This window comes from Bartonella sp. MR30HLJHH (genome assembly GCF_042194195.1).
In the GTDB taxonomy this organism is placed as follows: Bacteria; Pseudomonadota; Alphaproteobacteria; order Rhizobiales; family Rhizobiaceae; genus Bartonella; species Bartonella grahamii.
The window spans coordinates 78,051-99,174 of the sequence record NZ_JBHIMO010000003.1; the positions used below are offsets into that span (position 1 = coordinate 78,051).

A 21,124-nucleotide genomic window follows, 5' to 3' on the forward strand; every position below is an offset into this window, starting at 1 on the left:
TCTTGCTTTCAATTGTTATAACCAAATATTGAAAATAATTCAGAGCAAAAGCTATCATATTTTATGGGCTGGTAGATGATTTTGTAAAAAAAGCAAAGTACAATGGAATTTATTTTTACATTTGGGTAAAAAGTTTAGCTTTGCAGTTTTGGTATTGTTCTAAAGTATCAAAGGGGTTCATTTTTTATTTTTCAGCATAATAGCAGAAATTTGCCGTCCGTAATCAGGTTCGTTGCGGTGTATTGCACGGCGATAGGAGAAAAAACGCTTTTCGTCTTTGTAGGTGCAAAGCTCTACACAAGAAGCATTAACGCCTGCTCTTATGAGTTGATGCATAATGAATGCCCATAGATTAAAGTAAAAGTGATTTATTTTGTCTGTTTTTATAAAATATTTTTGGTATTTACTGTGGCAATCAATAAATTGGTCGTAAAATTCACTTGTTACTTCATAGTGACAAGGACCAATACAAGGTCCAAGGACCGCTGTTATTGATTGTCGTTTAGCTCCTTGTTCTTCCATAATGGAAATTGTTTTTTCTACAATGCCATTTAGACTCCCTCGCCAGCCAGCATGAGTTGCAGCGATGACCCCAGCTTGTGGATCAGCAAACAGAATGGGGCCGCAATCTGCTGTAAGAATGCCGATTACGAGTTCTTGTGTGGTGGTAACGAGAGCATCGGCTTTAGGAGGGGAGCCGATAAAAGCTTTATCAACGACAACGACGCCACAAGAGTGTATCTGATTAACAGTGACTAAATTTTGTACCTCAACATCAAAATAATGAGCGACCAAAATGCGGTTTTGTGCAATATGTTTAGGGTGATCATTTGAGCTTTGGCAGACATTAAGGCTTTGATAAAGACTTTTTGAAACACCACCTTGACGTGTAAAAAAACCATGTTTTATCTCATGGGTGTGTAAAGTAGAAAGATTTTTTGCAAGAATGGGATGAGGGATAGATTTCATAAACGTTCCTTATGGAGATTATTTGAAGTGAGGGTGGAGATGTTCATATTTGTCAATAAATATTTCAGATAATGATGTGCTTATTGACAAAAGCGCCGATCATCAAAATTGGGGAGGAATGGAGATATTTTTATCACAAACATGCAAGACTTTAAATAATTTTCCCATTTGATCTGGTCCGGCTAGTCGTTCGATATCTTGGCGGATTTTGTCTTGCAGTGTAGCACTTTTACCCGCTCCAAGCTGTTTTGCGCGTTCCAGTAGCCCCATTCTTAAAAGAAAATCTCCTTGCTCGAAGATTTCAGAAAAACAACCTTGTTTATGGGCTATTTTTTTTAAAAAGAAAAAACCAACATGTGATGTTAAATCCTGTTCACCAGGAGCATCAAAAATATCACGGAATCTGTGTTTTGACAGTGCTTGCAGTGTATCACCAAATGCAAGATCAGCAGCACCATAATCAATGAGTAAAGCAGAACCTTTTCCTTGTACTAAGCGGTTGCTGATGTGTTGTATAAATTGATGCCGTGAGGGCGCATGTTCAAAAATTGTTCCATCAGGGACATTAGAACTGTAGGATTGTAAGCAAGAAGAAGGAAATTTACGCGGGTCAGCGATAAATGTAAACTTTCCATTTTGATCGATTGTAATGCGGCGTTCTCTCCATTCTCCCTTAATTTTAATATATTGGTTGATGGGGAGTGTATCGAGAAATTCATTAGCTATTAAGAAGAGTGGTTTTGAGGGGATTTGATCAAAACTTTCAATGCTATGAATTTGTTTTTGATAAGAGGAAAGACTCTTTTTTTGTTCTTTTGCGAGTTTTTTACTTATTTCAAGGAGAAAAACTTCAGCAGATTCAAATGCTGTCGTGGATAATTTTTGAATGGTACGCAAAACATCATCCATGAGAGTTCCACGTCCTGGACCTATTTCAGCTAGAATGAAAGGGCGAGGACAACCATGAGCGTTCCAGCTTGCGAGAGTCCAAATCCCAATCATCTCTCCAAATAATTGGCTTATTTCAGGTGCGGTAATGAAATCACCGGTACGCCCAAAGGGATTTTGTGTTTGATAATAGCCAAATTGAGGATCAGTGAGTGCCAACGCCATATATTGGCTAACAGTGATTGGTCCATTGCGTGTAATAATTTCTTTAATTTTTTCTTTTAGATTGGTCATTTTCTGTCGATTTATATTTAAAGGCGTGGAGAAGAAGATAAAACCCTAAAAGAAACATGGGAAGAGATAAAGCCATGCCATAGGTAAAACCAGTAGAATGAAAAAGGGTGGAAAACCATTCTGGATCTTCTTGAGGAGCACGGTAAATTTCTGAAATGCTCCGTGCTATTGCGTAGCCTATAATAAATGTTCCTGCGACAGCTCCAGGGCGCTTTAATGCTTTGAAGGCAACAATGATAAGGCATAAGATGATGAAGAGAAGAAATCCTTCCATGAAAGCTTCGTAGAGTTGACTTGGATGGCGCGGTAAATAATAAGGATCTTGAGGGAAGCAAACAGCCCAAGGTTGTGTGGTCATATTGCCCCATAATTCTTGGTTGATGAAGTTGCATATTCGCACAATACCGATGCCAATAGGGGCACCTGCAGCAATGATATCAAACATGGCTCGTATGTTAATATGATTTTTACGGGCAAACCAGATCATAGCAATGATAATACCAATAAGCCCGCCATGGAAGGACATTCCCCCATCCCACACTGCGATGATAGCGCTTGGATGGCTGAAATAGTAAATAGGATCCCATACAAGAACTTGTCCTAAACGCCCTCCGACAACAACACTTATGGCAGACCAGACAACAAAATCTCCGATTTTTTCTTTATCCATAGGAGGGTGGTCTCTATACCATAGAGATGTTTTTTTTAATAATTTTTGCGCATACCACCAAGCAAAAAGAATACCCACCACGTAACCAAGTCCATACCAATGAAGTGCTATGGGACCTAACTGGATAATGACAGGATCAAGAAAAGACGGAAAAGCAATGGCTGGACAAGACAGATTATTCATGAATTAAGTATCTTACATTATACGAGATGAATATGAAGTGACTCTGATGATCAGAAATGACAGATGAATGCACAATGGTCAAGTCGGTAGGGAGGCTAGTCAGAAAGGGGGATAGATTTCCACTGATTTATCGCAGTAAAAAAAATATGGTGATAAAAGAAATATTAAAAAATCTTAAACAAAATCGTCATGAAAAATCTGCACAGCATGTAAAATATAGGGTAAAAGGAACAAATTACAGTATCTAAATGTTATGAGAATACGCTATAATGCGTGCGTCAATAATTAAAATTTAAGGAAAAATGTTATGCGTAATGGATCAAACCGTATTCTTGATGAATTGGCAAAATTAGCAACAGATGCTGCTGACGTCGCGCAAGGCATACGACGTGAAGCTGGAACAGCTTTTCGTGTGCAGGCTGAAAAGATAGCAAACAAACTTGATCTTGTTTCTCGCGAAGAGTTTGAGACCTTTAAGGAGATGGTACTGAAAATCCATGCTGATAATGCTGATTTGAAAAGACGCCTTGATGATTTTAAAAAAGATGATTAAAAAAACGCAGACACAAAAAGTAAGATAGTTTCTTTCAAAAAGAATCTTCAAAAAAATATCCCCAATTTTTCAATATGATGCGTGAAACTAAAAAATGCTTAATCTTGAGTCTGTTAGAGCGGAGCATTTGTTTATTTTTGATTTTTTTTTGGGGGTAAAATACATTTTTTTGAATCAGGGGGCTGGCGCTATGAAATTGTATCAATACACTGAAAAGACTTGGTGATTCGTTTTATGACTATCAGGTTGCCCTAAACAACGCGATTGTGTTTTGGGTGTTTGTGTACTGTCAATGTTTTTATGTGTATTTGTTTGGTGTAAAGGTTCTGATTGTAGCAAAATATTGTTACAGTTTAGACGGTTTATATTCTGTTGACGATGTTTTATGATGATTGAGGATTGTGATGAGGCTTGCATTTTGCGCCACAGAAAGAAAAGAGCACCCTGTTGACTTTATCGAACAGATTGCCTGTGAATATGATTGGTCGTTTGAGCGGGATGCACAAGATGAAATTAGCGTTTGTGTGGAAGGAAAACGCGCAAACTATCGTCTTGCTTTTTCATGGATGGAAGAGCATGAAGCACTTCATTTGGCTTGTTCGTTTAATCTCTCTATTAAAAATGCTCGAACAGCTGAAATACAGCGATTATTGCTAGCAATTAATGAAAAGTTGTTGTTGGGACATTTTGATTACTGGCAAAGGAATAATTCAGTTATTTATCGGCAAGGTCTTCTTTTGGCTGGTGGGATGCATCCTTCTCATATACAGGTTGAAACATTGTTGATACATGCACTTAAAGCCTGTGAAAGCCATTATGTTGCATTTCAGATGGTTGCTTTGTCGGGAGAAAGTGCTTACAAGGCACTGCAGTACACTTTGTTTGAAACTGTAGGGAATGCCTAAAATATACAGTCTGTTATTTTTACAGACAGTTTGCTGAAATATTGCTCATAGGGGGATGTCAAGAATAGCGCGTAATCCCCCGAGTGGGCTCTCATCTAATTGTATATTGCCACCATGGCTGCGTGCTATGTCTTGAGCAATAGAAAGACCAAGTCCTGTTCCACTTGCATCTTGATTTCGCGCTTTATCAAGTCGAAAGAATGGCTTAAAAACTTCTGTGCGCATATTTTCATGAATTCCAGGTCCATTATCATCGATTATCAATATAAAAGATTCTTGTTGAGAGTTAGCTGTTAGTTTAACGGTTGTGCCGTAACAAAATGCATTTGATACAAGATTGTTGACCAAGCGTGTGAAAGCACGGGGACGTACTTGTATTTCTATAGGGCCTTCAATGGTATAGGAAAATTGACGTTTGTGAAGATGAGCATCGGCGGAGAATTTTTGCATAAGAGCATTTAAATCAAAGCTTTTAACACTTTCATTCCCCTCGCCACGGGCGAAAGCAAGGTAATCTTCTAACATATTTTGCATGTCACTTACATCTTGCTCAAGCGGTTTAATATCAAAGTCAGTATTTGCTAACGCTAGCTGAAGTTTAAAGCGTGTAAGAATGGTTCTTAAATCATGACTTACTCCTGAGAGCATCATGGTACGTTGTTCAATTTGGCGTTCAATACGTTCACGCATGCGTAAAAAAGCGATGCCTGCACGACGGACTTCATCAGCTCCTTGTGGTTGAAATCCTTTTGGTAAAGGACGACCGCGTCCAAAGCTTTCTGCTGCTTCAGCCAATTGTTGAATGGGTTTGATTTGATTGCGCAAAAAGTAAATTGCTATCAGTAATAAAACAAGAGCTGTTCCTACCATCCAGCTTAAAAAAATAGCAGTATTGGAAGCATAGGCTTGGCTGCGTGGAGCAAAGACGCGTAAGATGTTGTGACCAAGGTGGATACGGATTTCAACAAGATCAGAATCTCCTACGGTATCGATCCAGAAGGGACGGTTAATTTGGCGGGTGATTTCTTCACTTAAAAAATAGTCAAGGATGGCAAAAAATGGTTTAGGTCCTGGAGGGGGTAAGGAGGTAGGAGATAGAATAGAAATGTTTAATCCCATACGTTGTTGTGCAATACGCTTGATATCTTCATAGTTATCTTGTTGTGGATATGTTTCAAGAATATCAATAATGGCTGAAATATCATGCACGACAGCTGTTGAAAGACGCTCGGTTACCATTTGCCAATGGCGTTCCATAAAGACATAAGCAATGACCGTTTGCAGAAGCACCATGGGAGCGATAATAATGATCAAAGAGCGAGCATAAAGCCGTTTAGGCATTTTTTTCGTTAACCATCGAAGAAAAAATCTTAAAGGTTTGGTCATTCTTGTGCCTATTCAATTGAGAGTTTATACCCTATTCCTCGCACGGTTTGGAGCCATATAGGCAGTGCTGGGTTTTTTTCGATCTTACGACGAAGGCGGTTGATCTGTACATCAATGGCACGTTCACTTATATTGCTGTCATCGGTTGCGAATTTATGGCGCGGAATTGTATCGCCTGCATTTTCGGCAAAAATGACCATCATTTCTTGTTCTTTATCTGTTAATTTAATAATTTCTCCTCCTTTTTTGAGTTCGCGTCGTGAAATTGAAAATATATAAGGTCCAAAAACGATCTGTTCAATTTTGGGTTGGTGAGGGGGAAAGCCACGCCGTAAAATGGCATTGATACGAAGGAGAAGTTCACGAGGATCAAACGGCTTAGCAAGATAATCATCTGCACCCGCTTCTAAGCCATGGATACGATTGTCTATTTCTGATAAAGCTGTGAGCATGAGAATGGGAACATCTTTTGTTTGGCGGAGTGAATGAGTAAGATCAATACCGTTTTCACCAGGCATCATGACATCAACAATAAGAAGATCAAAATCTAAACTTGCCAACAGTCGTCTTGCTTCATTAGCATTGGCTGAAACTGAAACACGAAATCCATTTTTAATGAGAAATTGAAATAAAAGATTGCGAATGCGAGTATCATCATCAATTACAAGAAGGTGAGGGGCATCGTCACACAAAACTTGAACGTGATTGGTCATTCTTAAAAACCTTGATAAAAATTTAGTTTACACAAGATGCAAGTTTACATAAGTTGTATAAAGCTGTCGAGCAGGCTGTTTTTTGTAGAGGAAGAGTAATGCTCCTTATAAACTTAGTAAAATTTTACTTTTGAAAAGGACGTCATGGGGAATCTTAGTGCACATATTATTCCAGTTACGACATTCCAACAAAATTGCACTTTGCTTTTTGATAGTGAATGTAAAACGGGGGTTCTCGTTGATCCTGGTGGTGATTGGCCGCGGATTCAAGACGTAATCGAAAAGAAAGGCGTTATCGTTGAGGCTATTTGGATAACACATGGTCATTTTGATCATGTGGGAGCAGCAATGCAAGCGAAAGAAGCGCTTAATGTAAAAATTATCGGTTCACATCGCGATGATAAGCCTGTAATGGATGCCGTGAGCGAAAGCGCAAGAAATTACGGCATCACTGATGCTTGCATCTGTATTCCTGACCAATGGTTAGAAGATGGTGAACGCGTTCATTTTGCTGGACATGTGTTTAAGGTTTTTCACACCCCAGGACATTCTCCTGGTCATGTTATTTATTTCAATGAAAAAGAACGCCTAGCTCTCTTGGGTGATGTGCTCTTTCGTGGTTCTATTGGACGCACTGATTTCCCCTTCTGTTCTCATGAAAAATTGATGCACTCTCTTCGAGAAAAAGTTTTACCCTTAGGCGATGATGTTTGTTTTATCTGTGGGCATGGTCCTAAAAGTAGCATAGGCTATGAGCGTCAAAATAATCCTTTTCTTCAAGATTTTAATATATGAGCAAACAAAAAAACGCTTTGAAGCGTTTTTTTGTGCCATTTAAGACTTTTTTAGTAGAACAGAAGTTAATTTATTGGGGCATAACAAATGTGTTCCAAACCATTACGGTCTCGAAAAGTCCCTGTTTTAGGGTTGAAGGAACGGTATTTTTTCTTGCAATAGTTAAGCCAATTAGATTCTAATGATTGCTGGAGTGGCTCATATTCCGCCGTTTGCTGCACCTGATAAACTCTTTGATTTTGCGGAACTTTTTGATAAATTACCTGATTTTGTGGTACTATTTGATAAACCACTTGTGGCTGTTCTGGTTTTTTTAAAATTGTACCAAGAACACCCACTGCTAAAGCATCTCCTGAGTTGTCTATATGAATATTACTGTGTTTTGTCTTTTTACGCTCAATGTGATGATATGTTTTGTTTTCAACATGATGATAATGATGATGATAATGATGATGATAATGATGATGATAATGATGTTGTTGTTGTTCCGTCCTATTACGTTTGGCTTTAAATCTTCTAGAGTTTTCTTCAGAAAGCTTGCGGAAATCATCAACAAACTTTTGGAAATCATCAGAATGACAGACATTTTTTCTATCAGAACAATGGGAGCTAGAAAAACGGGAACGCCAGATATCATCAATTTTCTTATCAATTTCCCTTGTCGCATCATCTCTTTCTTTACGCATCTTCCTCCTCATATCATCTATTTCTTTCGTGAGAGGGTGAGTAACATCCCATGCCATATCCGCAAGCGTTGCATTTAGCGGCATGAAAACGGCTGCAGTTGACACTACTGATAATACCGCTAGCTTGATCACCTTTTTCATAATGATGCTCCTTGTGTAAATTCGTATTTTTTACATCCTACACGTTTCAAACTGAATAGAGCCTGAATAATTTTGGACTTTATTGTGATAAAACAAATGAAAATTCATTTAGTTAAACCTATCGCAGATACAATAAAATAAAATCATGACAGAATTTTGATTTCAATTAATGTATTCTGCTTGAGGTTAATTAATAAGTTTGTATTGAGAGTACCCGATTTTTTACTATGGAATATAAACTCTTTATTTATGGATACTTTTTGTATCACTTGATACAATATGAATTGAATAATAGGTGTATGAATAAAAGTTATCATTTTTTATCATAAGCTTATTGTGCTATGATAAAGTCTTTTTTTACTTTATTTGTGTTATAGAACAGTGTCCTGTTTGAATATTCTCTTGTAAGGCTAAATAATATTTGAGTTCGATATCAGAGTATAATTGTATAAAGATAATATATTGTGAGTAATTTTTTGATATATATAAGACATTCCCTTTAAATTTGTCTGCTTTTTTATAGTTTATAAGTTTTTTACATTTTTAGGGATTTTTTATAACGCAGTTTAACAAGAAAAATTGCTTAAAAAGTCAATAAATTTTAGGCATTTTTTGTAAAATATTCTCTCTCATGGTGTTTTAGATAAATTGGAGCTCCCTTGATGTTTGGGGTTGTCTATTTTGCGGATAATGCTGTTTGCTTTTGAGCTTTAGTCGTTTTTTAGAAGAACTGGAGATTATTTTAGGCTGTTTGAAATTTCTTGCTCCTTTGTTGATTGTGTTTTTTTTCGTTTTATTGTTGCTTGATTAGGGGTGTTTTTACCAGATTTTCCTTTTCGATTTTCCAGAATACCAGTGTCCATGGTTGGTCCCATGTGTGCAAGGTCTGGTTTGGAGAAAAGACTTGGTTGTAACACGGGCTCATGGGTGGATTGTTCGCTATGATGTGTTAAGGGGTTCTCAGCGATTTCTAGTTCTATCTTTTGTAATTGTTTGATTTCATCGCGAAGGCGTGCTGCTTCTTCAAAGTTGAGATCAGCAGCCGCTTCATGCATTAATTTTTCAAGGTGTTTTATATGAGATGCTAAATTGTTGCCAACCATATTTTTTTTCTCGATGATATCAGGGATATTTGTGCGAATATGGTTGTTTTCATAGCCTGAATTGAGAATATCTCCGATATTTTTTTTGATACTTTTCGGTGTGATATGGTGTTCTTCATTATAGGCTATTTGTTTTTGTCGACGTCTTTGTGTCTCCTGTAAGGCTCGTTCTATGGAGCCGGTGATTGTATCTGCATAGAGGATAACGTGGCCATCCACATTACGTGCAGCACGTCCGATTGTTTGTATGAGGGAAGTTTCAGAGCGCAAAAAGCCCTCTTTATCGGCATCTAGAACGGCAACAAAGCCACATTCTGGAATATCTAAGCCTTCTCGGAGCAAGTTGATACCAATGAGGACATCAAAGGTGCCAAGCCGCAGATCGCGTAGAATTTCAATGCGTTCTAATGTATCAATGTCAGAATGCATATAGCGTACACGAATATCTTGTTCGTGGAGATATTCAGTTAAGTCCTCTGCCATACGCTTTGTGAGAACTGTCACCAATGTACGGTAGCCTTTTTGAATTGTTTTACGAATTTCATTCACAACATCATCGACTTGATTGCTGGCTGGACGAACCTCTGTTGGCGGATCAATGAGCCCTGTTGGACGAATAATTTGTTCTGCAAAAGTGCCGTGAGATTGTTCTATTTCCCAGCGTCCTGGTGTTGCAGAGACAGCAATAGTTTGTGGGCGCATGGCATCCCATTCTTCAAAGCGTAAAGGGCGATTGTCCATACAGGAAGGTAGGCGAAACCCATATTCTGCTAGGGTTGCTTTTCTTCGAAAGTCACCTCGGTACATGCCTCCAATTTGGGGAATAGTTACGTGACTTTCATCGATAAAAACAAGAGCATCGTTTGGAATGTATTCGAACAAGGTTGGTGGTGGTTCCCCGGGTTTTCGCCCTGTTAAATAGCGTGAATAATTTTCGATTCCAGAGCATGAGCCGGTGGTTTCCAACATTTCCAAATCAAAAATTGTACGTTGTTCTAAACGTTGTGCTTCTAAAAGACGTCCAGCTGCATTCAACTCATCAAGGCGTTGAACGAGTTCCATTTTGATCGATTTCATCGCTTGATTGAGTGTTGGGCGTGGTGTTACGTAGTGTGAGTTGGCATAAATTTTAATCGATTGAAGGTTGCCTGTTTTTTGACCCGTTAGAGGATCAAATTCCGTAATTGTTTCCACTTCATCGCCAAAGAGCGAAATACGCCAAGCACGATCTTCGAGGTGGGCAGGGAAAATTTCGATTGTATCCCCTCGAACACGAAAGGAACCACGGATGAAATTAATATCTTGCCGATGATAGTGTTGGGCAACTAAATCGGCCAATAATTGCCGTTGATTGAGTTTATCACCTTTTTCTATTTTGAAGGTCATAGCAGTATAAGTTTCTACTGAACCAATCCCGTAGATACAGGATACAGATGCGACAATAATGACGTCATCACGTTCAAGGACAGCACGTGTTGCAGCATGGCGCATACGGTCGATTTGTTCATTAATTGAGGATTCTTTTTCAATATAGGTATCAGAGCGGGCAACGTAGGCTTCTGGCTGATAATAGTCATAATAGGAAACAAAATATTCAACGGCATTGTGGGGAAAAAAACTTTTAAATTCCCCATAAAGCTGCGCTGCTAGAGTTTTATTTGGTGCTAAGATTAAAGCTGGACGCTGTGTTTCTTCAATGATTTTGGCCATTGTATAGGTTTTTCCTGAGCCGGTAACACCCAAAAGCACTTGTGTACGCTCATCTTTTTGAATTCCCTCAACCAGAGTTTTAATGGCTGTAGGTTGATCTCCCGCAGGTTCAAAGGGTGTTTCGAGTTGAAATGGAATGCCACCTTCAGACTTTTCAGGACGAACAGGGCGGTGGGGTGTCCATAACGCGCCATTCTTAAAAAGAGGGTTGCCTGAGGCAATCAGAGCAGAAAGAGCCTCAACCGTTGCTGTAACACCATTTTTCATTGTTGTATCCTTTGATAGAAAAGTGCTAGTGATTTTAAAGAAAATACTAATTTTTACAATTTCATTACGCCAACAGCAAAACGTTATTGAACAGATTTACTTTGGTTTATTGGAGCTTTCATTAGGATATTGATCAAGTTTTTTCTATGAGACGAATTCTTCGAAGTGTTTCTTTGGAGGGGCATATTTGTGGTTGTTCATGGATACTATTGCATTTTTGCCATGATGATATTCAAGATGGCATAAGTTGTTATGGCTATTATGGAGAATAATCGGTACGTTTGGGCACTAAAGACATTGTGTATGTGTGATAAAGATCATTTCCATCTTTAAATGAAAGATAACGAGATGACACCCAACCTGTTTGAGTGTTATATCGAATATGGCACCAATTTCCTTCACAGTTTTTAACAAAAACCAATTCTCCAGCAGAGATTAAGCCGCAAAGTGCATACTGAGTGCTGGGACCTGTTCTAAAATTAAGATTCCTCGTAACAAAAGCATCCGCAGCTTCAGATGCTATTGTGGCGAAAAAGAAAGAGCCAAACATAAAAAAAATGACGATTTTTTTCATTCTTCTGTAAAGAATTTCTTTAGAGATTTTCTATCCTTCTCTCTATTGTATCCCATATGATTTTTTTTGCTAGATTATGATAAAACAGAAAAAAATACAATTCTTTCTTCTTTAGGAGACTTTAAAGAGAAGAGTGAAGTTTAACGGTTTAAACACCAAAATGAGATGTTTTAATCACTATTTGTGCATGTTTTGTTTCCTTTATTTATTTTTGTATGGAAAATAGCGATACTGTACTATATAATAAAAAAGATCGTAGTTTTCGGATTCCAAAAGTAATTTTGGAAGCCGTTTTTTGTATTTTTATTAAACCTTCCGTGTAATAGAAAGGGACGGATTATGGAAAAAGTTCCGATGACTACAGCTGGTTTTGAGAGTCTTAAAGAAGAGTTGCGTTGGCGTCAACAACAGGAGCGTCCGCGAATTATTGAAGCAATTTCTGAGGCGCGTGCACATGGTGATTTATCAGAAAATGCTGAATATCATGCAGCTAAAGAAGCGCAAAGCCATAATGAGGGGCGTATAAATGAGCTTGAAGATTATATCGCACGAGCAGAAGTTATAGATGTCACGCGTCTTTCAGGCGACAAAATAAAATTTGGAGCAACCATTAAACTCTTGGATGAGGATACTGAAGAAAAAAAAGTGTATCAGATCGTAGGAGATCAAGAAGCTGATGTAAAGGTTGGTAAAATCTCTATTTCTTCGCCTATTGCACGTGCACTTATTGGCAAGCAAGAAGGTGATGTGATTGAGGTGAATGCACCCGGTGGTGCGCATAATTACGAGATCATTAAGGTTCAGTACATCTAAATAACATATGGATTATTATGCGTGTATCTTTGGATGAAACTGAGATTATTGCGCCTCACTTTAAAAGGCGTTTATCGGGAGTAACATCTACGATTATTCAGCTTATTCCACTGCAACGCGAACAGGGTATGCGTATATCCACTTTGGGGTTTGGTTTACCACAAACTTTGCCGGCTCTTGCTTTTAAGGACCTTTTCGGACTTTGGAAAAGTCCGAAAGGGAAGCCATTTCGTATTTGGCATGCACGACGCAATATTGAGATGCTTTTTGGGATCTTTTTGCGCGATATTTTGAAAATGAAGCTGAAACTTATCTTTACATCGGCTTCACAACGCCATCATAAGCCTTTTACCAAATGGTTGATTCGCTGTATGGATAGGGTTATCGCTACCAGTACACATACGGGCGCTTATCTAGAAGTGCCTCATAAGGTTATTATGCATGGGGTGGATGTGAAGCGTTTTACTCCACCACAGACTCTTGATGATTGCTTTTTTTCGACAGGATTTCCAGGAAAATATGCGGTAGGGTGTTTTGGGCGTCTGCGTTACTCAAAGGGAACAGATTTGTTTGTTGATGCCATGATAGCGTTATTGCCTGACTATCCTGAATGGACAGCACTTATCGCTGGTCGTACGACAGAGCAATATTATCATTTTGAAAAAGAATTACACCAAAAGATTGCTAAGGCTGGTCTGGATGATCGCATTATTTTTCTTGGTGAGATTTTGGATATCCCTTTGTGGTATCGTCGTTTATCACTTTATGTTGCACCTTCTCGTACAGAAGGTTTCGGTTTAACACCATTAGAAGCAATGGCATCACAGGTTGCGGTTGTAACGAGTGATGCAGGAGCTTATAAAGAATTGGTGGTTGAGGGAACAGGAACAGTTGTAAAAGCAGGAGATGGAGCGGCTTTAACAGCAGCAATTGAACCTTATTTTGCTGATGTAGAAAAAACATTGGTAGCCGGAAAGAAAGCTTTAACCCATGTTCGTACACACTTTCCTTTGGAAAAGGAGACAACCGAGATTGAGCGTGTTTACAAAGAACTGTTTGCGGAAAAAACACTTTGATATGATATCAAAAATCTTCTTGAGGAATGATAAAAAGTATTTTCCTTAAAGGTTTTTCATAGTCATCAAGAAAACAGCTCAATGATATAAATGTTATTTTACAAAATTTATATTGTCTTTAGTAGAACGCTATAAGAAGTTCTAAAAATTTTGGATAAAAGATTAAAAATGTATACGCTTGAGAGCGATATGTGGTTTATGATAAAGCATACTAGGAGAGAGGAAAGCTATTTTTATTCAGTGATATTTTAGATTAAGAAAATAATGCTTTAACTCAAGTCTAGATATACGGTGTCGTACTGATATTGTTCGTTTTGTAAGACTTAAATAGATAGCAAAAAAACGTTTTCTTGTCTCAAAAAAGGTATTGATGGTGTCTCCATGGGTAAAATAGTCGTACATATTGTCAATAAGTTCATAATAAGATGGATCTAAGATCAATATATATATATGATTTCTATAGATAATTTACCTTTTTAATTTGAATAAAAGCTATCCTCTTGCACATCATAATTGGAAGAAGGCATGTGGTGGATAAAAACTATTGAAGACAGGGTGTAAAGAGATTTCTTATAAATTGTCTGAAATGCAGGTTGTTACGACATTAACAGAAAGAAAATAATATGGTGGCACTAATTTATATCTTATTTTGTGGTACCGGCTGGCACCTTATTATTATTTAAGTAAAAATGATGGTGCCTGTTTTATATCGTTGATATGATGATTTGTATGAAATTTTAGGAAATCTTCAGTGGATTAAGTGAGGGGTGAATATTATGACTCATACTGTTCACACCTTTTTATCTTGTAAATTTTTTATCATGGTAGAATAAAATGCTTTATGCATTAGAATTGTTCACGCCAGAAAGCGGGAATAAAAAGGACGAATATTGTTATGATTTCAAGGCGTCCAGCTAACATTAGAAAACTTAAAATCCATAAAGCATTATCGTTGATTGTAGAGAAATTACCAGTGGGGCCAATAATATCTCCAAAGCCTGGACCAACATTTGAAAGTGCGGTTAAGACCCCCGTAAAGGCAGAAGTAAAGTCAAGACCGGTTGTAAGCAAAAGTGCAGTGCCGATAATAAGGCAAAACATATAAAGACAGACAAAAAACAAAACGGCTTGTGCAACATCGTTTGATATATTTGAGTGATCGTAGCGTGCCTTTACAACGACATTAGGAGAAAGAAGTTTTTCTATATTTGTTTGTGTAATACGCCAAAGAATAATGAGGCGATTGATTTTCATGCCACCAGAAGTAGAACCAGCACATCCGCCTGTAAAAGAAACAATGAAGAAAATTCCAAGCGCAAACGGTCCCCAAAGTTGATAATCTTCAGCGCTGTAACCTGTGGTGCTAATAATGGATGAAAGGTGAAAAATGACATCAAGGAAAATCAAGTGGAACGCGCGATGATCATAAAACCGTAGCCATGCCGCTAAAGCAAAGCTGAAAAGGAGAACAATATGGAGAAAAACAATCACTTGTGGGTCAAGGAAGCGTTTGGAGTGTCCAGGAAGGACTAATTTAACATAAAGTACGAAGGGCAAAGCAGAAAGCAACATAAAGATTGTTGAAATAATTAAGATGGCTGGTGTATCAGAAAAATAACCAAAAGAAGCATCATGCGTTGAAAAACCAGCTGTTGCTACTGTACTCATTGCATGGTTAATGGCATCAAATAAATTCATGCCTGCAGCAAAATAAGAAAGCATACAAGCCAATGTGAGTCCAACATAAGCTATGATAATTCCATTGGCAATCTGGTTGATGCGAGGCAATATTTTTTCAGATTTATCAGATGATTCCATATGAAAAAGTCGGACGCCACCCACACGCAGTGAAGGCAAAAGTAAGAGGGCTAAACCGATAAAACCAATGCCTCCAATCCAGCATATAAGAGAACGCCATAACAAAATACTTCGCGATAAATTATCAAGATCAGAAAGGACTGTGGAGCCTGTTGTTGTAATTCCAGAAACAGATTCAAAAATGGCTCCTGCTAGAGAAATGGGAAGAGGAGAAAGATAAAGAGGTAAGGCACCTACGATGCTTCCTGTTAACCAAAGACAAACAGTGAGCATAAAGCCAAGCCGTGCTGAAAAACGACAAGTAGCTCCCTTAGTTGCTAAAAGAATCAGCGTTGCTAACATGGTGATTATGGCATAAGAATAGAGAAAGGTTATCCAATTACGATTGTTGTCGTGCAGATCCACAAAAATTGGCAAAAGCATTGCTCCTGCCATGATTAACGCAAAACGTGCACAGACATTGATAATAAACTGAAAAATGACCGTTCCCTATCTTTGTATCTCTTTTTATTATGGTTTTGTGCTCATAAGAATTTACGTTTTTCTCTTTATAGGATAAAGATTAATTCTTAACATTAGCATACCTTGATTAATTGGTAATCAGACCTTTTCATAAAACTTGAAAAGAAGCATGTATAACATAATTGATGCTCTTGAAAAATATTTTTTTAAAAGGCTGCATTCCGTTATTATTTATAGAATAATTAAGTTAGAATAAAGTGAAGGGGATTTAATGATACAATCACATATTCGTCTGCTGATTATTGGCTCAGGTCCGGCTGGTTATACAGCGGCGATCTATGCAGCAAGAGCAATGCTTAAGCCGGTTTTGGTGACGGGCTTGCAGCAGGGTGGACAATTGACAATTACAACTGATGTTGAGAATTATCCAGGTTTTGCAGATCCCATTCAAGGACCGTGGTTGATGGAACAAATGGCGAAACAAGCTGAGAATATGGGGACAAAAATTGTCTATGATACAATTATAAAGGCTGATTTGTTGAAGTATCCTTTTGTCTTATATGGGGATTCAGGAACACAATATTCTTCTGATGCACTGATTATTACAACAGGAGCTCAAGCGCGCTGGCTTGGTTTAGAAAGTGAACAGACCTTTATGGGCGGTGGTGTTTCCGCTTGTGCTACATGTGATGGCTTTTTTTACCGTGATAAGGACGTTATTGTCGTGGGAGGAGGAAATACCGCTGTTGAAGAAGCACTTTATTTATCGCATTTGGCTAAAAGTGTAAGCGTGGTTCACAGGCGAGGGCAGTTTCGGGCAGAAAAAATTTTGCAAGATAGGTTGCTTGCTTGCAAGAACGTACGTATCATTTGGGATCATGTGGTGGAAGAAATTGTGGGGTTGCCAGCACAGGGAGCAATGGGCGCTGTTGTAACAGGGGCACGTCTGAAAAATGTTAAGACAGGTCACGAGATGACAGTGAATGCAGAGGGCATATTTATTGCCATCGGGCATGATCCTGCTGTTTCTCTGTTTGAAGGACAGCTGAAACAAAAACGAGGCGGCTATTTATGGACAGCACCGGACTCAACAGCAACAAGCATTGCTGGCGTTTTTGCTGCTGGGGATGTAACAGATGAAACATTCCGCCAAGCTGTAACAGCTGCGGGAAGAGGATGTATGGCAGCGTTGGAAGCAGAACGGTTTTTGGATATACCTAAGCGTTAGCAACTCATTGAGAACATAGAGAATCTAGAGGTAGAATTAATTGTGACGCCACCGTTGGATTGGGATAAGTTAAGGGTTTTTCACGCTGCAGCAGAAGCGGGATCTTTTACGCATGCTGCTCAAAAACTTCATTTATCTCAATCAGCCGTTTCACGACAGGTTTCGGCTTTAGAACAAGAGGTTGGGGTATCCTTATTTCAACGTCATGCGCGTGGTTTGATTCTTACAGAACAGGGAGAAACTCTTTATCGTACAGCTCATGATGTTTTGATGAAGCTTGAAAGTGTACGTTTGCAATTAAGTGAAAGCTATGCAAAGCCAACGGGGCACTTGCGTGTGACCTCGACCTTTGGAATGGGGGCAGGGTGGATTGCAGAGCGTATGCCAGAATTTCTTAGTCTTTATCCTGATATGCAGGTTCAGCTTTTGCTTTCCGATGAAGAGCTTGATTTGACAATGTGTCATGCAGATTGTGCTGTTCGCTTACATCAACCCCAACAACCTGATCTTATACAAAGAAAACTCTTTACAATTCATATGCATGTTTATGCTTCGGAAAAGTATATTGCAAATTATGGAAAGCCGGAAAAATTGTCTGATCTCGATGAGCATCGTATTATTTCGTTCGGTGAACCTGTCCCACCTTATTTGTCTGGTTTAAATTGGTTGGAAAAGGCTGGTAGAAGTGATGGATCATTACGCGTTTCAGTTCTACAAATCAACAATATCATCTCAATAAAGAATGCGCTTATGCGTGACCTTGGGATTGCTGTGCTACCTGATTATATCGTCAATAATGATGAGCATTTGGTGCGTCTTTTCCCTGATATGGTTGATATTCCTTCTTTTGATACTTTTTTTTGTTATCATTATAATTTAAAGAATTTGGCAAGGTTAAATGCTTTTCGAGATTATATTTTTTTAAAAGCCCGTCAGTGGTCTTTTTAAGATTAGTGCCTTAATTTATAAGGGATAATTAACTGTTTTGCAATTTGAGACTCCCCTAATATTCTTTCGTTTCAAATTTGCCCATATTGAATCAATTAAAACTATTCGTTGCACATTAAAAGTGGAGGGAGTCCGTGTGGATAAATACTTTTGAAAAAAGAGATAAATGTTTTTTATGAATGCTAGCAAATGTGAGGGTTATTATATATTGAAACTGGACAATCGTGTGATGGTGTAGCTTACATTTTTATATTTAATTAAAAAGAGAGTGGTACATGATGGAGATAAATTTAAAGCTATGTGTTTATTGCATAGCAGATACGCTTAAGTCTTTATTGTACTTTTTCTTATAAAATGACATAGAATACTATCTCTTGATTATGTTGCCTCCCAGTACATTTTCTTGAGTGTTCCCTTACGAAGATCTATCAGATTGATTTTATCTCTGAGGATTTTCCAAATTTGCCGGGCATATGTCCGGCTTTTTTTTATTTTTGAAAGAGCCCCTAGAAATTGCAATATATGGGAAGATGATAAGAAAAAAATTCGAAACTTGTGGATATCCAACAATTTTTTAAGAATACTAAAATTCAATAAGGAGTTTGAGAAAGATTTATTCTGTTGTAGCATAAAAGTCTGTCTTTTAGAGGCGTGATATAAAATAGTTAAAACTTTATACTTGAAGTGCTTTTTATTAGAGTGTGAGGTGAATATTTAAGGCAGGTCTTGTTCATAAAGCCTATGAAGTAAATCAAGTCGTTATTAGATAGAACTTAAAGGAAACTGGATTGTTTACATAACGAGGGGAGGTGGATTCTTCTTCATTTTAGGACGAAGAAGAAGCCGAGAAATAGAAAAGATTTGATTGTAAGGGCTCTTGATTATAAGGGCAATTGTGTTTAAAAGTGCTCGATCTTTTTTAGAGTTATGAATTGAATAGAGAAATCAGAATAGTTTTTTCATCTCTTATGATAATAAACCGATTCATTTATTTAATCGCTAGATTTTTTGATCTTTATCTACAACCTCTATTGTTGTGTTTATTCATGAATATTTTTGCTGAATCGATTGATTCAGACCATGATACAGTTTCCGATATTTTCTCGGATATAATGACATTCGGCAAAAAAATGATCACAAGAGATGATATTAAAGATTTTAAATTAAACTGTTGCAAAAGCGCTGTATACGTATACAAGCTTCTTCAAGTAATTCTTCTGATGTTGCATAAGAAATACGAAAAGCTGATTCAAGTCCAAAAGCAGATCCTTGGACGACAGCAACAGCTTCTGTTTCTAGAAGCGCTATGGCAAAGTCTTCATCATTCGTAATGCATTGACCGTTGGGTGTTTTCTTTCCAATAAGTTCTGTGCAAGAAGGATAAACATAAAAAGCACCTTCGGGCGTTGGACAGTGAATGCCAGGAGCTTGGTTTAGCATGGAAACAACGAGATCACGACGTGCTTGAAAAATACTTTTATTTTTAGCGATAAAGTCTTGTGGCCCATTGAGTGCTTCAACAGCAGCCCATTGTGAAATGACACTTGTTCCAGATGTTTGCTGACCTTGAATGGTATCCATAGCTTTAATTAATTCTTGTGGTCCGCCTGCATAGCCGATTCTCCATCCCGTCATCGCATAGGCTTTGGAAACACCATTCATTGTGAGTGTACGCTCATAAAGCGCTGGTTCTACTTGAGCTGGAGTAACAAAGGTAAAACCCTCATATGTGAGATGTTCATATATATCATCGGAAAGAATATAAACATGAGGATATTTTACTAAAACATCTGTGAGTTTTTTCAATTCATGATGCGTATAAGCGGCACCTGATGGATTTGAAGGAGAGTTAAAGATGAACCATTTGGTTTTGGGAGTAATGGCAGCTTCTAGCTCTTGTGGTTGGAGTTTATAAGAAAATTCGTTTTTTGTTTTTAAAAAGACAGGCGTACCATCGTTGAGTGCGACCATTTCTGGATAACTAACCCAATAAGGGGATGGAATGATGACCTCATCTCCTTTATTCAAAGTTGCCATGAATGCATTAAAGAGAATCTGTTTACCGCCAGTTCCAACAATAATTTGCTCTGGTTCATAATTGAGATTATTTTCTCTTTTAAACTTTGCAGAAATTGCTTGGCGCAATTCTGGAATTCCAGATATGGGAGGGTATTTTGTTTCCCCTCTTCGAATAGCTTCAATGGCCGCGTTTTTGATGTTGTCTGGGGTATCAAAGTCTGGCTCTCCAGCGCTTAAAGCAATAACGTTGCGCCCTAATGTTTTTAAATGACGGGCTTTTTGGGAAGCAGCAATTGTTGCAGAAGGTTTGATACGAGACAGTTTATCGGCAATAAAAGCCATAATTTTAAATCCTTATATTATATCAACAAATGGTTATTGCTTTAAGGATATTCTATAAGAGATTATATTGTATGCAATAAAAAATTTCCAAAATACTCTTACACGGGCTTTACATTCTTCTTTTTTGAGATTTTTACAAGATAATCTCTTCTTAAATTTTATGAAAATTTTTGAGGAAGCATAAGGGAGGTTTGATAAATTGTGCAAAGGAGATAAGCAGTCTTTTATTTTAACAAGGTAAAATGATGCTTTATACAAAATAAAAAAGTCCTCGTCGTTACAGACAAAGACTTTTAAATAAAATATTGCAAAGTTTAAATTTTAAAGGGCTGCAAGGTTGCCAGCGGCAAATTTTCCTGAACGACGATCTTGAAGAACATCATAAGAAATTTTTTGCCCTTCATTAAGACTGTTTAGACCAGAACGCTCAACGGCAGAAATGTGTACAAATACATCTGCACTACCATCACTAGGCTGAATGAATCCAAAACCTTTTGTTGTATTAAACCACTTAACTGTTCCTGTAGACATAGGAAACTCCTTAGAATATATAATTATATTAAGTATTGAAGCTTTCATTC

General features: G+C 37.8%; 18 protein-coding genes. 7 read left to right on the forward strand and 11 right to left on the reverse strand.

What is annotated here, in order from left to right:
* Nucleotides 1-177: 177 nt before the first annotated feature.
* The 3 genes from pgeF to lgt form a co-directional block, all read right to left on the reverse strand.
* A complete protein-coding gene (gene pgeF, locus ACFIKR_RS02960) occupies nt 178-969 on the reverse strand; it encodes a peptidoglycan editing factor PgeF (RefSeq protein ID WP_375658771.1) in 792 nt (263 codons plus the stop codon).
* Between the two features lie 102 nt (nt 970-1,071).
* Entirely contained in the window at nt 1,072-2,151 is a 1,080-nt protein-coding gene (locus tag ACFIKR_RS02965; protein ID WP_375658772.1) for a class I SAM-dependent methyltransferase, read from the reverse strand.
* Nucleotides 2,126-3,004, reverse strand: a complete 879-nt coding sequence (gene lgt / locus ACFIKR_RS02970; protein WP_375658773.1) for a prolipoprotein diacylglyceryl transferase — start codon at nt 3,002-3,004, stop codon at nt 2,126-2,128. The genes ACFIKR_RS02965 and lgt overlap by 26 nt, the downstream gene beginning before the upstream one ends.
* Nucleotides 3,005-3,311: 307 nt before the next feature.
* Between lgt and ACFIKR_RS02975 the strand changes: the two genes are divergently transcribed.
* Nucleotides 3,312-3,557: an accessory factor UbiK family protein gene (locus ACFIKR_RS02975; RefSeq protein WP_375617607.1), complete on the forward strand. Its 246-nt coding sequence runs from the start codon at nt 3,312-3,314 to the stop codon at nt 3,555-3,557.
* A 404-nt stretch (nt 3,558-3,961) separates the two neighbouring features.
* Nucleotides 3,962-4,462 (forward strand): YbjN domain-containing protein, encoded by a 501-nt coding sequence (locus ACFIKR_RS02980; protein ID WP_375658774.1) that lies wholly within the window; start codon nt 3,962-3,964, stop codon nt 4,460-4,462.
* A gap of 45 nt (nt 4,463-4,507) precedes the next feature.
* Here the strand turns inward: ACFIKR_RS02980 and ACFIKR_RS02985 are convergent, their stop codons facing one another.
* A complete protein-coding gene (locus tag ACFIKR_RS02985) occupies nt 4,508-5,848 on the reverse strand; it encodes an ATP-binding protein (protein WP_375658775.1) in 1,341 nt (446 codons plus the stop codon).
* A gap of 8 nt (nt 5,849-5,856) precedes the next feature.
* Nucleotides 5,857-6,561: a response regulator gene (locus ACFIKR_RS02990; RefSeq protein WP_375658776.1), complete on the reverse strand. Its 705-nt coding sequence runs from the start codon at nt 6,559-6,561 to the stop codon at nt 5,857-5,859.
* A 144-nt stretch (nt 6,562-6,705) separates the two neighbouring features.
* On the opposite strand from ACFIKR_RS02990, the gene ACFIKR_RS02995 reads away from it, so the two are divergent.
* Nucleotides 6,706-7,356 (forward strand): MBL fold metallo-hydrolase, encoded by a 651-nt coding sequence (locus ACFIKR_RS02995; RefSeq protein WP_375658777.1) that lies wholly within the window; start codon nt 6,706-6,708, stop codon nt 7,354-7,356.
* A 65-nt stretch (nt 7,357-7,421) separates the two neighbouring features.
* On the opposite strand, the gene ACFIKR_RS03000 is transcribed toward ACFIKR_RS02995, so the two are convergent.
* From ACFIKR_RS03000 to ACFIKR_RS03010, 3 genes are all read right to left on the reverse strand, one after another.
* Nucleotides 7,422-8,183: a BA14K family protein gene (locus ACFIKR_RS03000; RefSeq protein ID WP_375658778.1), complete on the reverse strand. Its 762-nt coding sequence runs from the start codon at nt 8,181-8,183 to the stop codon at nt 7,422-7,424.
* 737 nt (nt 8,184-8,920) lie between these two features.
* Nucleotides 8,921-11,263, reverse strand: coding sequence for an excinuclease ABC subunit UvrB (gene uvrB, locus ACFIKR_RS03005; RefSeq protein ID WP_375658779.1), 2,343 nt, complete (start codon nt 11,261-11,263; stop codon nt 8,921-8,923).
* 259 nt (nt 11,264-11,522) lie between these two features.
* On the reverse strand, nt 11,523-11,837 hold the full coding sequence (locus tag ACFIKR_RS03010) for an SH3 domain-containing protein (RefSeq protein ID WP_375658780.1): 315 nt from the start codon (nt 11,835-11,837) through the stop codon (nt 11,523-11,525).
* Nucleotides 11,838-12,176: 339 nt separating this feature from the next.
* Between ACFIKR_RS03010 and greA the strand changes: the two genes are divergently transcribed.
* Nucleotides 12,177-12,650: a transcription elongation factor GreA gene (gene greA, locus ACFIKR_RS03015; RefSeq protein WP_012754902.1), complete on the forward strand. Its 474-nt coding sequence runs from the start codon at nt 12,177-12,179 to the stop codon at nt 12,648-12,650.
* 17 nt (nt 12,651-12,667) lie between these two features.
* Nucleotides 12,668-13,726: a glycosyltransferase family 4 protein gene (locus ACFIKR_RS03020; protein WP_375658781.1), complete on the forward strand. Its 1,059-nt coding sequence runs from the start codon at nt 12,668-12,670 to the stop codon at nt 13,724-13,726.
* 846 nt (nt 13,727-14,572) lie between these two features.
* On the opposite strand, the gene ACFIKR_RS03025 is transcribed toward ACFIKR_RS03020, so the two are convergent.
* Nucleotides 14,573-15,967 (reverse strand): TrkH family potassium uptake protein, encoded by a 1,395-nt coding sequence (locus tag ACFIKR_RS03025; RefSeq protein ID WP_375658782.1) that lies wholly within the window; start codon nt 15,965-15,967, stop codon nt 14,573-14,575.
* A gap of 310 nt (nt 15,968-16,277) precedes the next feature.
* On the opposite strand from ACFIKR_RS03025, the gene trxB reads away from it, so the two are divergent.
* Both trxB and ACFIKR_RS03035 read left to right on the forward strand, forming a co-directional pair.
* A complete protein-coding gene (gene trxB / locus ACFIKR_RS03030; protein ID WP_375658783.1) occupies nt 16,278-17,234 on the forward strand; it encodes a thioredoxin-disulfide reductase in 957 nt (318 codons plus the stop codon).
* 42 nt (nt 17,235-17,276) lie between these two features.
* Nucleotides 17,277-18,182 (forward strand): LysR family transcriptional regulator, encoded by a 906-nt coding sequence (locus ACFIKR_RS03035; RefSeq protein ID WP_375658784.1) that lies wholly within the window; start codon nt 17,277-17,279, stop codon nt 18,180-18,182.
* 1,158 nt (nt 18,183-19,340) lie between these two features.
* On the opposite strand, the gene ACFIKR_RS03040 is transcribed toward ACFIKR_RS03035, so the two are convergent.
* Together ACFIKR_RS03040 and ACFIKR_RS03045 are read right to left on the reverse strand one after the other, a co-directional pair.
* Complete coding sequence (locus ACFIKR_RS03040; RefSeq protein ID WP_375658785.1) at nt 19,341-20,543, reverse strand: pyridoxal phosphate-dependent aminotransferase; 1,203 nt, start codon at nt 20,541-20,543, stop codon at nt 19,341-19,343.
* 321 nt (nt 20,544-20,864) lie between these two features.
* Nucleotides 20,865-21,074, reverse strand: a complete 210-nt coding sequence (locus ACFIKR_RS03045) for a cold-shock protein (protein WP_012754908.1) — start codon at nt 21,072-21,074, stop codon at nt 20,865-20,867.
* Nucleotides 21,075-21,124: the final 50 nt, after the last annotated feature.

Bases quoted from the DNA above. Each gene is read 5' to 3' on its own strand.
- ACFIKR_RS03010 (WP_375658780.1), bottom strand. From the start codon at position 11,837: ATGAAAAAAATCGTCATTTTTTTTATGTTTGGCTCTTTCTTTTTCGCC.
- ACFIKR_RS03045 (WP_012754908.1), bottom strand. From the start codon at position 21,074: ATGTCTACAGGAACAGTTAAGTGGTTTAATACAACAAAAGGTTTTGGA.
- pgeF (WP_375658771.1), bottom strand. From the start codon at position 969: ATGAAATCTATCCCTCATCCCATTCTTGCAAAAAATCTTTCTACTTTA.
- trxB (WP_375658783.1), top strand. From the start codon at position 16,278: ATGATACAATCACATATTCGTCTGCTGATTATTGGCTCAGGTCCGGCT.
- ACFIKR_RS03025 (WP_375658782.1), bottom strand. From the start codon at position 15,967: ATGCTTTTGCCAATTTTTGTGGATCTGCACGACAACAATCGTAATTGG.
- ACFIKR_RS03020 (WP_375658781.1), top strand. From the start codon at position 12,668: ATGCGTGTATCTTTGGATGAAACTGAGATTATTGCGCCTCACTTTAAA.
- ACFIKR_RS02990 (WP_375658776.1), bottom strand. From the start codon at position 6,561: ATGACCAATCACGTTCAAGTTTTGTGTGACGATGCCCCTCACCTTCTT.
- greA (WP_012754902.1), top strand. From the start codon at position 12,177: ATGGAAAAAGTTCCGATGACTACAGCTGGTTTTGAGAGTCTTAAAGAA.
- ACFIKR_RS02975 (WP_375617607.1), top strand. From the start codon at position 3,312: ATGCGTAATGGATCAAACCGTATTCTTGATGAATTGGCAAAATTAGCA.
- ACFIKR_RS03000 (WP_375658778.1), bottom strand. From the start codon at position 8,183: ATGAAAAAGGTGATCAAGCTAGCGGTATTATCAGTAGTGTCAACTGCA.
- ACFIKR_RS02980 (WP_375658774.1), top strand. From the start codon at position 3,962: ATGAGGCTTGCATTTTGCGCCACAGAAAGAAAAGAGCACCCTGTTGAC.
- ACFIKR_RS02995 (WP_375658777.1), top strand. From the start codon at position 6,706: ATGGGGAATCTTAGTGCACATATTATTCCAGTTACGACATTCCAACAA.
- lgt (WP_375658773.1), bottom strand. From the start codon at position 3,004: ATGAATAATCTGTCTTGTCCAGCCATTGCTTTTCCGTCTTTTCTTGAT.
- uvrB (WP_375658779.1), bottom strand. From the start codon at position 11,263: ATGAAAAATGGTGTTACAGCAACGGTTGAGGCTCTTTCTGCTCTGATT.
- ACFIKR_RS02965 (WP_375658772.1), bottom strand. From the start codon at position 2,151: ATGACCAATCTAAAAGAAAAAATTAAAGAAATTATTACACGCAATGGA.
- ACFIKR_RS02985 (WP_375658775.1), bottom strand. From the start codon at position 5,848: ATGACCAAACCTTTAAGATTTTTTCTTCGATGGTTAACGAAAAAAATG.
- ACFIKR_RS03040 (WP_375658785.1), bottom strand. From the start codon at position 20,543: ATGGCTTTTATTGCCGATAAACTGTCTCGTATCAAACCTTCTGCAACA.